This window comes from Flavobacterium columnare NBRC 100251 = ATCC 23463, assembly GCF_002530675.1.
Lineage (GTDB): Bacteria > Bacteroidota > Bacteroidia > Flavobacteriales > Flavobacteriaceae > Flavobacterium > Flavobacterium columnare.
This window is the reverse complement of record NZ_PCMX01000041.1, coordinates 20,025-32,762: the sequence shown is the minus strand read 5'-3', so window position 1 is coordinate 32,762 and position 12,738 is coordinate 20,025. Positions and strand designations below refer to the sequence as shown.

Sequence of the window (12,738 nt, the reverse complement as noted above, 5' to 3'; positions counted from 1 at the left end):
AATAGTTGTACTTATTTTTTTAAGTGCTTTTTTTTTTAAGTGCTTTTTTTTTAGATGTTTTATATACCTCTGTTTATTTAAATTCAATAAATAGAGATAAAATCTTTCATGTCGTTAATTCTAAAAAAAAAGAATATGATCTTGTTATATTAGGCTCATCTAGAGCTAATAATCATTTCATTACTAAAATATTTGTAGATAAGGGGATAAAAACATACAATTACGGTATGAGCGGTTCTACGTTACAAGAAACGCTATTACTGTTAAAGATAATGATAGAAAATCAATTTAAAATTAAAAATGTACTAATTGAAGTAGATCTGAATCTTAGCACGGAAGGATTTTCAGAGGGGACAAGAGCAAAGTTTATGCCTTTTATAAAAAAAACAAAAGTTATTTCAGAATTTTATGAAAATAAAATAGATAGTTACAATTGGTTATGTTACCTACCTTTTTATAGATATATTAAATACGAAGCGAAAATAGGATTAAGAGAATTTTTTTTAAACCTAATAGAAAAAAAATCAGCTTATTTGTTAAATGGAGGTTTTACTCCTTTGATAGGAAAAGGAACTGAATTAGCTTATGATCTAAGATTAAGAAAGGCCAAAACGAATGTATACTATGAAGAAATAAAAAAAATTTGTAAACAAAACAACATTAATTGTATTGCTATAACAACACCTATATGTGCAAATACAAAGGGAATGAATTATTTTAAAAAAATAAAAGAAATTTATCCAGAGATAAAACGTTATGATACATTCATTGATAAAGATGTTTTTTTTTCTAGTTGTGGTCACATGAATGAAGAAGGAGCAAGAGTCTTAACAGAAAGAGTAATTCAAGATTTTTTTAAAAAATAATATGCATATAGCTTTTTTAACTCCAGAATACCCGCATGTCAAAATGAAACAGACAGGAGGTTTGGGAACCAGTATTAAAAACTTAGCAAACGCTCTAGTTATTAATGGAGTGAAAGTTACGGTATTTGTTTATGGACAAAAAAAAAATGAAATATTTAATGAAGATGGAATTGATTTTCATCTTATTCAAGATAAAAAATACTTATTTGTTAAATGGTATCTTTATAGAAAATACATCCAAAAATACGTAAATAAAGTAATTGATTTAGACGGAATTAGTTTAATAGAAGCCCCCGATTGGACAGGGATTACAGCTTTTATGAATTTTAGAGTTCCTTTAATCATTCGTTTTCATGGAAGTGATACTTACTTTTGCCATTTAGAAAAAAGGAAACAAAAAATTAAAAATAAACTTTTTGAAACACTTGCCGTTAGAAAGGCACAAGCTTATATAGCCCCCACTAAATTTGCAGGAGAACTTTCCGCCAGACTTTTTGGTTTATCAAAACAAAAAATAATGACGATATATCATGGTTTAGATTTGGAGCAATTTCAAAATCCAAATTCTATAGAATTTGATAAAGGACTTATCTTGTATATAGGAACATTAATTAGAAAAAAAGGAGTTTTCGAACTTCCCTATATTTTAAAAAAAGTACTTAAAGAAAACCCTTATGCAAAATTAGTACTGATAGGAAATGATTCCTACGACATAAAAACCAATTCAGTTTCTACATGGGAGTTATTGCAAAACGAATTCAAAAAATTAGAAATCTTTGATAAAATAGAATATTTAGGAAAAATCCCCTATAATGAAGTAAAAGATTATATTCAAAAAGCAAATGTATGTGTTTTTCCAACGTATGCCGAAACATTAGGGATGGTTACTATAGAAGCAATGGCTATGCAAAAAGCCATAGTAAATAGTAATATTGGTTGGGCGCAAGAATTAATGGAAGATGGGAAAAGTGGATTTCTAGTTTATCCTGCCAATCATAAAAAATATGCTCAAAGAATAAATAGTATACTACAAGAGGAAGATTTTGCAAAGAATATGGGAGTAGAAGCCTCTAAATTTGTAACCTCTAAATTTGATGTTAAAATAATAGTACAAAAAAATATGCAATTTTACAAGAGTTTATTATGATTATAGTTGTACATAATTTTTCATTTGTTACAAAAATAATTAATGATGATACTGTATTCATTGATCCTTTTAAAAAAAAGAAGATAGGAGAGGTTATTTATAAAGTAGCAAAAAAAAATCCTGAAGAAATTATAGTCTGGAGTCATGAAGACGCTCAAGAATTTATAAATAAAGAATATATTTTGAAAGTTATGTCTTTTGATCGATTAATGATTTCATATACTCCCAATACGAATTATTTATCAGAAGATATAGGCTATATTGAAGATTCACCATTTATTAATATTAATAAAAAAATAAAATATCCCACTTGGCAAATGAGTAGTTTAGTGGGAGCTATCAATAGTAGTATTATATTACAAATGCCTATTGCTTTATGGTATTCTAAGAATTCAATTGATTTTATTTTTAATTCAGTAGCTAAGTTGTATCAACCATTAGGCTTGTTTTGTTATTCAGAACCTAGGTTGCTACTAAATTCTATTAATTCCTTTTCAAAAAAACAAGCAACACAAGGAGAAATTTTTAAGTTTGTAAGTCAACACTATAAAATAGTATGGCGTTATTTACTTTTTACAAATTATCTTGTTTACGAAAAAAAAATAACTCTTCTCAATCTTGTAAAAACTCTCTTTTATTCAAAGATTAAAAATACAGGAAATGAATTAATTTTTAAAAGAATTTCACAAAGTATTGATTATAGAGAAGAAACGATTGATGTAATTATTCCCACTATAGGGAGGAAAAAATATTTATATGATATATTAAAAGATTTAAGTTTACAGACACATTTGCCCAAAACAGTTATTATTGTAGAGCAAAATTCAGTACAAGGAAGTGTTTCGGAACTTGAGTATATTAATAGTGAATCTTGGCCTTTTTTTATAAAACATATTTTTACTCATCAAGTAGGAGCTTGTAATGCGCGTAACTTAGCATTAGAAGAAGTGAAAAGTAAATGGTGTTTTTTAGCAGATGATGATATTAGAATAGAACCAAAATTTTTAGAAAAAGGATTTGAATTCATTATTAATTTAAAAATAGACTCAGTAGTTTTTAATTGTTTACAGAAAAATCAAGAAAATGAATGTACGGAAATATCACAAACCACTATTTTCGGTTCAGGATGTAGTATTTTTAATAGAAGATTGTACAATTTTATATATTTTGATAAAAAAATAGAATTTGGTTTTGGAGAAGATTTAGAGTTTGGAATGCAGTTACGAAATAAAGGATGTGATATAATCTATTTACCAGAACCATCAATATTACATTTAAAGGCACCGGTTGGAGGATTTAGAACTAAGTTTGTACATCCATGGGAGAATGATGTATATAAACCTAAACCATCGCCCACTATAATGTATGTAAAAAGGAAATATAGTTCTCTAAAGCAATTGCGGGGATATAAAATAGTATTGTTTTTAAAATTTTATAAAGTTCAAAATATAAAAAATCCCCTTGCATACTTTTTAAATTTTAAAAAACAATGGAAAATAAGTGAAAAATGGGCTGAAAAATTAAAAGAAAATGAAATTTAGTGTTATTATCTGCACCTATAAAAGGAAAAGCTCTTTAACTAATTTATTAGAGTCTATAAAAGCGCAAAAAACATATCCTCATCAAATAATTATTGTAGATGGCTCGCCCGATTCCGAAACAAAGGATACACTTTTTACACATCAGTATAAAAATCTGACATATTATCAAGTTTCTGAAGAAGAACGAGGTCTGACACGTCAAAGAAATTTTGGTATTACAAAAGTAAATAAAGAAGCAGAAATCGTTTGTTTTTTAGATGATGATGTTATTTTGGAAGCAAATTATTTTGAAGAAATACTAAAAACATACCTTACTTTTCCAAACGCATTAGGAGTAGGAGGTTATATAACCAATGAGGTAAAGTGGGAAAAGAGTCAAAAAGAAAACGTCGGATCAAACTACTTTTATTGGGATGGATTTATAAGAAAAGAACCCATTCGATTCAAATTTCGTAAAAGAATGAAGTTAGATACTAACTGTCCTCCAGGATATTTGCCTCTATTTGCTCATGGAAGAAGTATAAGTTTTTTGCCTCCAAGTGGAAAAACATATCCAGTAGAACAACTAATGGGAGGAGTTTCTTCTTTTAGAAAGAAACTATTTGAAAAGATTCAGTTTTCAACTTATTTTGAAGGGTATGGTTTATATGAAGATGCTGATTTTACTATTAGAACTTCTCAATTAGGGGAATTGTATTGTAATACTGCTGCAAGATTAGCCCATTATCATGCACCTTCGGGAAGACCTAATAAGTTTAAATATGGTAAAATGGTAGTAAGAAATGGATGGTATGTTTGGAGGGTAAAAAATCCTAATCCTAAGTTTATAGACAGATGTAAATGGCACGTAATAACAGGTATATTACTTATGATTAGAATTACCAATATGTTTAAAGGAAGCAAAAAGAAAGAAGCCTTTCAGGAATCTTTAGGAAGAATTTGGGGATGGATTAGTATATTTGTCAAAATACCTCAATAAACGAACAGTTAATGAAATTTGTAGTAATTACTCACGTACAACACATAGAAAAAAAGGGCGAAATATATGGTTATGCTCCCTATATACGTGAAATGAATTTATGGATAAAAAATACAGATGAATTAATTTTAGTAGCTCCAAAATCGAAAGAGGATATTGATCCTATTTGGTTATCTTATGAGCATAAAAAAAAAAAATGGCTAGAAGTACCTAATTTTAATCTTACTAGTTTTAAGGCTATCGCTCATTTTATAATCAGTTTACCTATTCTGATTTATCAGATCAATAAAGGTTTTCGAAAAGCAGATCATATACATTTGCGTTGTCCAGGAAACATGGGGTTATTGGGAGCTATTATACAAATCTTTTTTCCAAAAAAGAAAAAAACAGCAAAATATGCTGGAAATTGGGATCCAAATGCCAAACAGCCTTGGTCTTATAAATTGCAAAAATGGATTTTATCGAATACTTTTCTTACGAGAAATATGCAAGTGTTGGTATATGGAGAATGGCCCAATCAAACGAGTAATATAAAACCTTTTTTTACTGCAACGTACTCTGAAGAGGAAATAAGAAGACTACTTTTAGAAAATGTATTTGAAAAAGGAAAAATAAATTTAGAGGCTAATTTTTTGTTCGTTGGAACTTTATCAAGAGGGAAAAGACCTTTATACGCATTAAAATTAGTTGAAAAATTAATAAAAACAGGAATTAAAGCAAAAATGGAGTTTTATGGAGAAGGAGAATTAAGTAATGAAATTATTGAATGGATAAAAAAAAATAATTTATCTAAAAAAATTCTTGTAAAAGGAAATCAATCAAAAGAAACTATTATTGAAGCATACCAAAGAAGCCATTTCTTAATTTTACCGTCTAAAAGTGAAGGATGGCCTAAAGTGGTGGCAGAAGCTATGATTTTTAAATGTATTCCCATAGTTACACCTATATCTTGTGTTCCTTTTATGATTGCTAAGGGGGAAAGGGGAATTATATTATCTTTAAATTTAGATGAAGATGCAAAAACTATTAAGAAGATTATAAATAACGAAATTATTTTGGAGAATATGGCATTTAAAGGAACTGAGTGGTCTAAAAAAATTACAGTTGATCAATTTGAAAATGAAATTATGAAATTAATAAACTAGAAAAATAGTATGAAAAAAAAAATTTTTTGGATTTCTGGATTTTTCATGATTCTTGGATTTCTTTTAGTTTGTGTTATAAATTACAGAACCCCTTTTTTTGTGTCTAAACGTTCTGGGTGGTCTATTGGTTTTGGAATATCTAAACGTTTTCCTGAAAAAATGGATTTTAATAAAATAAATTTGATACTAAAAAACATTGTTTCTAAGGATTCAACAAATTTTATTGCAGATCCCTTTTGGATTGAATCTAATGATTCTATTTATATTTTTTTTGAAAATCAAAGTAAATATGATAATGGAACAATTGGTGTTTTAGCTTCAAAGGATGGGAAAAAATTTCGTTATGAAAAAGATGCAATTAAAGAAGCATTTCACATGTCCTATCCTCAGGTGTTTCAAAAGAATAAAAAATTTTATATGTTACCTGAAACACAAGCTTCTGGACATGTTTTATTATATGAGGCTGTGAAATTTCCATATAAATGGAAAATATGTGATACATTGATTAAAAATTGCCAGTTAAAAGATCCTACAATTTATCTTTCAGACTCTATTAACTTGATTTTTGGAGCGGGAAAGAATTTAGATTTAAATCTGTATGTATCTAATTCCTTGTTTGGGAAATGGGAATTAAAACAAAAGGAAATATTAAAAGGTACTGAGTCTAGACCAGGAGGAAGAATCATAAACTATAAAGGAAAATTATTATTGCCTATTCAAAATTGTTCCGAAGCTTATGGATATGGACTCTCTCTCTATACCGTCGATAAAGTTAGAAATACATATAAATTAAGTCGAATCAAACCTTTTTATTTGAAACAACAAGAACATATAAAAGAATTTAATGCAGGTATGCATCATTTAGATTTACACAAACTAGAAAATAATTTTTTTTATGTTTATGACGGAAACACCTTTGAGGAACCTAGAGAAAAAGTTTTTAATTACAAAGGACCTCTAAAAAAAACATATATTGATTTGAAACAATTTACTAGTAGTATATGCGAATAGTTCAATTAATAGATAGTCTTGAAGTAGGAGGTGCAGAAAAAATGGCAGTAAGTTATGCTAATATTTTATCAGATAGAGTTCTATTTTCAGGTATTGTAGCTACTCGGAAGGAAGGACTTTTAAAAAATAAGATAAAAAAAAAAGTAGAATACTTTTTTTTAGAAAGAAAAAAGACTTTAGATATAAAAGCACTTTTAAAATTCTATAAGTACTTAAAAAAAAACAAGATTGAGTATATCCAAGCGCATAGTTCATCGTTTTTTTTGGCATTATGTGTAAAAATGTTTTTGCCTAATATTAAGATTATTTGGCATGATCATTATGGTTTTAGACATAAGAATACTTTTTTAAAAAATTTACCTTTAATACTATGTTCTTTTTTCTTTGATAGAATAATCGTTGTTAATAATCTACTATTAAATTGGTCTTTAGAAAATCTTTTGTGTAAGAAGGTTACATATTTACCCAATTTTGTTGATTTTTCTTCTCAAAATGATATTCAGTTAAGATTAAGAGGTGAAGAGGGAAAAAGGATTATTTGCTTGGCAAATTTAAGACCTCAAAAAAACCATTTTATGCTTATACAAATTGCTAAAATGATTAAAAAAGAATTCCCAGACTGGACTTTTCATTTGATAGGAAAAGACGCTAATAATGATTACTCTAAAATGATTAAAGAAAAGATTATAAACAATGGATTGGAAAATAATGTTTTTGTTTATGGAAGTGTTTCTAATACTTTTTCTGTTCTAGAACAATCACAAATAGGAATTCTAACATCTATTTCAGAAGGACTTCCAGTAGCCTTGTTAGAATATGGTTATCATGGATTAGGAGTAGTGGCAACAAATGTAGGTGAAATTCCATTCATTATTAATCCTAACAATGGTTTCTGTGTAAAATCTAATGACAATAAATCATTTTTTGAAGCACTTAAAACCCTAATAAATGACGAAAAATTAAGAAAAGAAAAAGGGATGATTTTAAGAGAAAAAGTACGAAATGAATTTGATGGGGAAAAAATAATTTCAGATTTTATTAGATTGATAGATAATGGAACAACATTTTACCAATAATTATTTAAAATATTATGCTCTTCATTTAGTTCTAGGAGCATTAATATTTACGGTTCCCTTTGTAGCTGAAATTTATAGCATATTTATTTTTATTTCGGGTGTTTTTATTATCTATATTAAAAAAAATAAAGGAAATGAGGCACTTTTATTTTCAGGATATGTCGTAGGGATAGAAGTTTTATTAAGAATGACTAATTCAATGCATATTAATGAATATGGGAAATATGTCATAATTGCATTTTTAGTCCTAGGAATGTATTATAGAGGAGTATCGAAAACTGCATATTGGTATTTAATCTATTTGTTACTATTAGTGCCTTCTTTAATTATTGGCTCTTTAAGATTAAATTTTGATACAGAAATTAGAAAAGCCATTTCATTTAATATATCAGGACCAATATGTTTGGCAATAGCTGCGTTATATTGTTATAATAATAAAATTAAATATGAATTATTATTAAAACTATTATTGTATGTTAGCTACCCTCTTTTGTCGATGATGGTCTATTTGATACTTTTTAATCCATCTGTAAGAGATGTAGTTACTGATACAAGTTCAAATTTTGCGACTTCAGGAGGGTTTGGACCTAATCAAGTATCAACCATTTTAGGTTTAGGGATGTTTCTTTTTTTTGTACAATTTCTTTTGAACTCTAAATCAAAAATTCAGATTTTTATAAATTTTTTTTTAGTGTTCTTGTTTTCTTATAGATGTTTGTTGACTTTTTCTAGAGGAGGAATGTACTGTGGGGTGATTATGATTTTAATATTTATACTATATGTTTTTAGTAGGGCTCAAAATAAGGCAAAACAAAAAATAATAATGTTAAGCTTGTTTCTAATATCAACAGCTGGCATGGTTTGGTTTTATAGTTCATTTGAAACAGGTGGCTTGATAGAAAAGCGTTATGCAAATAAAGATGCAATTGGTAGAGTAAAAGAATCTCGATTTAGCGGTAGAGAAGATATTGCAAAAACTGAAATAAATATGTTTTTTGAAAATCCTGTTTTTGGTGTAGGAGTAGGTAAAAACAAGGAATTTAGACAAGAATTGACAGGAATGAATGTTCCGACACATAGTGAATTTACTAGATCTTTAGCAGAACATGGTATGGTTGGAGTGATCGGTCTATTAGTGTTAATTTTTGTTCCTCTTTTTTTCTTTTTGAACAATAAGCAACATTTCTTTTTTTTACCCTTTTTTCTATTTTGGTTTATTACGGTAAATCATGCTGCCATGCGTTTAGCAGCACCAGCTTTTATTTACGCTTTATCTTTGTTAAAAGTGGAATTTTATGATTTTGAAGGAAAAGATACAAATAGTTTACATAGGTAATAAACTATCAACCAAAGGGTATAATGTTACGACAATTGACACATTAAGTTCTCAGTTAGAGTTAGAAGGATATAGGCTAGTAGTAGCATCTTCTTTTAAAAATCTGTTACTTAGATTAATGGATATGTTCTTTGTAGTTCTTAAGAATAGAAAAGCAGATTATTTGTTACTAGATACTTACAGTACTTCGGCATTTTGGTTTGCTTTCTTAATAAGTCAATTAGCTAGAATTTTAAATATAAAATACATTCCTATTTTACATGGCGGTAATTTGCCGAATCGTTTAAGGGAAAATCCTAAATCATGTCAATTGATTTTTGGAAATGCCTATAAAAACGTTGCTCCGTCTAATTATTTGCTAAAATATTTTACAGAAGCAGGTTTTAAAAATATTCTTTTTATTCCTAATGCAATTGAAATAGAAAAATATCAATTCAAATTAAGAACTGATTTACAACCCAAGTTGCTTTGGGTAAGAGCTTTTGCTTCTATTTATAACCCCAAAATGGCAGTAGATGTTTTGGTTGAACTGAAGAAAAAATACCCCTTAGCAGAATTATGTATGATAGGGCCTGATAAAGAAGGTAGTTTAGAACAAACAAAAAAATATGCTCAAGAAAAAGGAGTAGATATTGTTTTTACAGGAAAATTATCAAAAGAACAATGGATTACAATTTCTCAAAACTATGCTGTTTTTATAAATACAACCCATTTTGATAATACACCCGTTAGTGTCATTGAGGCAATGGCCTTAGGATTGCCAATCGTTAGTACTAGAGTTGGCGGAATTCCTTTTTTACTTTCAGATCAAGAAAATGCTTTATTGGTGTCAGATAATGCTACAGGTGAAATGGTATCAGCTATTCTTTTTTTACTTATGAACCCAGATATAGCTTTAGATATAGCTAATCAAGCTAGGAAAATAGTTGAAACCTTTGATTGGCAGCAAACGAAATTACTCTGGAAGGATTTATTGTCATAATAGTTAAATGTTATAATAATTGTCACTCCATTTTTTTCTCTCCTTGAAATTGTTTAATTTGCAAGCCAACCCTAAAAATAAATATGATTAATAAAAAGCATTGGCACTTTGAAATTTCAGAAAGAAAAATTTTACTTCGATTCTTTGATGTTTTTTTTGTTGTTTTTATCCTCTACTTTATAGGAAATCATTTTGACTTCAGTTATTTGAGAATTTCGGATCAGAATTTTTATTGGACCTTAGTTCTATCAGTATACCTGCTTTTTTTTGGAACTGTTTTTGAAATGTATGATTTGCCTACAGCAAGTAATCAAACCAGTATATTAAAAAGCATAGTACTTACGAGTTCTATTACCGTTTTAGTTTATTTATTAACCCCTTTTTTGACGCCTTCTTTACCCGAAAATAGATTGCAAATCCTGTTGTTTTATCTAGCTATCACTACTTCTTTAATGGGATGGCGATTAGTGTATGCCAATTATTTGGCATCGCATCGTTTTGTGAAAAAAGCACTATTAATTTGTGAAGAAACAGAAACGAGTGAGTTGATAAATGGACTTCGGAAAAATGATCCACATTACATTATATTAGGGTATGTAAATTTATCCAAAATTTACGCTAAAGGCACGAATCATATAGTGGCTAATATTTCAGTAAATGATTTAATTAATTATATAAAAAAAAATCAAATTTCAGAAATAGTAGTAGCTTCCTCAAGATCAGTAGGAATGCCTGTAGAAGTATATGAAAAGTTATTATATCTTGTAGAACATGGTTTTTCTGTACGAGAGTATTCGCAGGTATATGAAGCTATTACCCAACGAATACCCGTTCAGTTAGCAGAAAGAGATTTTTATCGTTATTTTCCATTTTCTCGTAATAATCAAAATCAGCTATATCTGATTTATGTTCGAATTATGGAAATTTTAATTTCTTCTATAGGATTACTAATAGGGATATTTATTGTTCCTTTTATACTTTTGGGGAACCTACTAGGCAATCAAGGACCGTTATTATACAAACAAGAGCGTGTAGGTAAAAATGGCAAGGTATTTAATATTTATAAGCTGAGGTCTATGTTAGTAAATGCTGAGAAGAATGGAGCTGTTTTTGCTACTCCCAACGATGTTCGAATCACTTCTTTTGGCAAATTTTTACGTAAATCACGCTTAGACGAAGTTCCTCAATTCATTAATGTATTAAAAAATGAAATGGGAATCATAGGACCTAGACCTGAGCGTCCTGTTTTTGTTGATCAGATTAATGATGTAATGCCTTTTTATCAAACAAGACATGTTATAAAGCCAGGATTAACAGGTTGGGCTCAGGTTAACTACTCCTATGGAGAATCATTAAAAGATAGTTTGGTAAAATTACAATATGATTTGTACTATATAAAACATAGAGGTATTTTCATAGATCTGAATATTATGATAAAAACAATCAGTACCGTTTTGTTTTACCGTGGGCAGTAAAATAGTTAAAAAGGAAAACCTTACGTGTGTTTTATCACTTTTTATTTTCTGTTAAGTTCTTTTTATAAAACCTTAGTGTAAGGACTAAATTTGTAATAAGTAAAGGACTTATAATAAATAAGTGCGGTTTATTTAGCATATAAATTACATATATCCCCATACTAATAAGACAAGCAAAAGCTACTTTTGAAGCTATTTGAGTTTGTTTTTTTAAGATAAAGTATACCAATATTAAGTAAAAAGGATTAAATAAAAGCATATTATAATTCCACACCACTTCTCGGTGAAAAGAATATATATTTACAATCAAAAAAAACAGTCCAATACATCCCATGAGAATAAAGAAGATCGTGTTTAGCTCTTTTTTGTTAAATAAAACAAAAATAAGTAATAGGATAATTAGTGGAATACAACTATTTAATAAGGAAAAAGGTTCATTTTTTGCAGTTGCCTTGTATAATATGTGGGGCTTTTCAGCCAAGGGTTTTCCGTTATGTTGAGTTGCTTCTAATACTTTCATAAAATCAAGTGGTAAAAACAAAACTTCTGCTTGTTCATCAGGGCGATGACCAAATATCATATTAATTCCTAAATTTAACCAATACTGTTTCGTTTGATAATTATACAATACTTCTCGGTACGTTTCTTCTTTATGTAGTGTATTTATAATAGGCTTATCTTTTAAAGAAGAATTGACGATATCAATTACTTTAGTAGTACAGTTCCGATCAATAAATTTATAGGTATAATATTTACTTTCAGAAAAAACAGATTTGTTTAATTCCTTAAATAGTTTGTTTTTTTCAAAAGAGGAAAGGTTTAGTCTTTGCTCATAAATACTACGGTTTTCTTCTCTATAAGCGTATTCAAAATCAGCATAAGGATAAACCGCCGCATAATATTGTAAATCACCTTTAGTGAATTTTAATATAAAGTTAGGCGTTCTAAAATCAAACATTCCATAATTATAAACCACATCAAACCCAGTCATAGGATCTTGAATACGCAAAGCAGTATGACCATATAGCGTATGAGATTCTTGAGCAACATCTACTGTCAAGATGCTAAATACCGCTTTTTCAGATAGACTAGGGATTTGCGAATAAGAAAAAAAAGAGAGTTGTATTAAAACTAATAAAAAGATAATTTGTTTTTTCATTGTTTAATTTCTTAGTTAAAC

At 28.3% G+C, this 12,738-nt stretch carries 11 protein-coding genes; 10 read left to right on the top strand and 1 reads right to left on the bottom strand.

Annotation, left to right across the window (positions count from 1 at the left end; genetic code table 11):
• Nucleotides 1-23: 23 nt before the first annotated feature.
• From B0A78_RS06610 to B0A78_RS06565, 10 genes are all read left to right on the top strand, one after another.
• Entirely contained in the window at nucleotides 24-866 is an 843-nt protein-coding gene (locus B0A78_RS06610) for a hypothetical protein (protein ID WP_106425338.1), read from the top strand.
• Nucleotides 867-909: 43 nt separating this feature from the next.
• On the top strand, nucleotides 910-2,013 hold the full coding sequence (locus tag B0A78_RS06605) for a glycosyltransferase family 4 protein (protein WP_307725304.1): 1,104 nt from the start codon (nucleotides 910-912) through the stop codon (nucleotides 2,011-2,013).
• Complete coding sequence (locus B0A78_RS06600) at nucleotides 2,010-3,554, top strand: glycosyltransferase family 2 protein (RefSeq protein WP_097609491.1); 1,545 nt, start codon at nucleotides 2,010-2,012, stop codon at nucleotides 3,552-3,554. Before B0A78_RS06605 ends, B0A78_RS06600 begins: the two co-directional genes overlap by 4 nt.
• Complete coding sequence (locus B0A78_RS06595; RefSeq protein ID WP_014166587.1) at nucleotides 3,544-4,533, top strand: glycosyltransferase family 2 protein; 990 nt, start codon at nucleotides 3,544-3,546, stop codon at nucleotides 4,531-4,533. Before B0A78_RS06600 ends, B0A78_RS06595 begins: the two co-directional genes overlap by 11 nt.
• 11 nt (nucleotides 4,534-4,544) lie before the next feature.
• A complete protein-coding gene (locus B0A78_RS06590; protein WP_014166588.1) occupies nucleotides 4,545-5,678 on the top strand; it encodes a glycosyltransferase in 1,134 nt (377 codons plus the stop codon).
• Nucleotides 5,679-5,687: 9 nt separating this feature from the next.
• Nucleotides 5,688-6,689 carry a glucosamine inositolphosphorylceramide transferase family protein gene (locus tag B0A78_RS06585; RefSeq protein WP_014166589.1) on the top strand — a complete coding sequence of 334 codons (1,002 nt, stop codon included), beginning with the start codon at nucleotides 5,688-5,690 and terminating at the stop codon, nucleotides 6,687-6,689.
• Complete coding sequence (locus B0A78_RS06580; RefSeq protein WP_014166590.1) at nucleotides 6,680-7,765, top strand: glycosyltransferase; 1,086 nt, start codon at nucleotides 6,680-6,682, stop codon at nucleotides 7,763-7,765. Before B0A78_RS06585 ends, B0A78_RS06580 begins: the two co-directional genes overlap by 10 nt.
• Nucleotides 7,743-9,101: an O-antigen ligase family protein gene (locus B0A78_RS06575; protein ID WP_014166591.1), complete on the top strand. Its 1,359-nt coding sequence runs from the start codon at nucleotides 7,743-7,745 to the stop codon at nucleotides 9,099-9,101. The genes B0A78_RS06580 and B0A78_RS06575 overlap by 23 nt, the downstream gene beginning before the upstream one ends.
• Entirely contained in the window at nucleotides 9,061-10,083 is a 1,023-nt protein-coding gene (locus B0A78_RS06570) for a glycosyltransferase family 4 protein (protein WP_065213326.1), read from the top strand. Before B0A78_RS06575 ends, B0A78_RS06570 begins: the two co-directional genes overlap by 41 nt.
• Nucleotides 10,084-10,166: 83 nt before the next feature.
• On the top strand, nucleotides 10,167-11,558 hold the full coding sequence (locus B0A78_RS06565; RefSeq protein WP_014166593.1) for an exopolysaccharide biosynthesis polyprenyl glycosylphosphotransferase: 1,392 nt from the start codon (nucleotides 10,167-10,169) through the stop codon (nucleotides 11,556-11,558).
• A gap of 34 nt (nucleotides 11,559-11,592) precedes the next feature.
• On the opposite strand, the gene B0A78_RS06560 is transcribed toward B0A78_RS06565, so the two are convergent.
• Nucleotides 11,593-12,717 carry a lipoprotein N-acyltransferase Lnb domain-containing protein gene (locus B0A78_RS06560; RefSeq protein WP_065213325.1) on the bottom strand — a complete coding sequence of 375 codons (1,125 nt, stop codon included), beginning with the start codon at nucleotides 12,715-12,717 and terminating at the stop codon, nucleotides 11,593-11,595.
• Nucleotides 12,718-12,738: the final 21 nt, after the last annotated feature.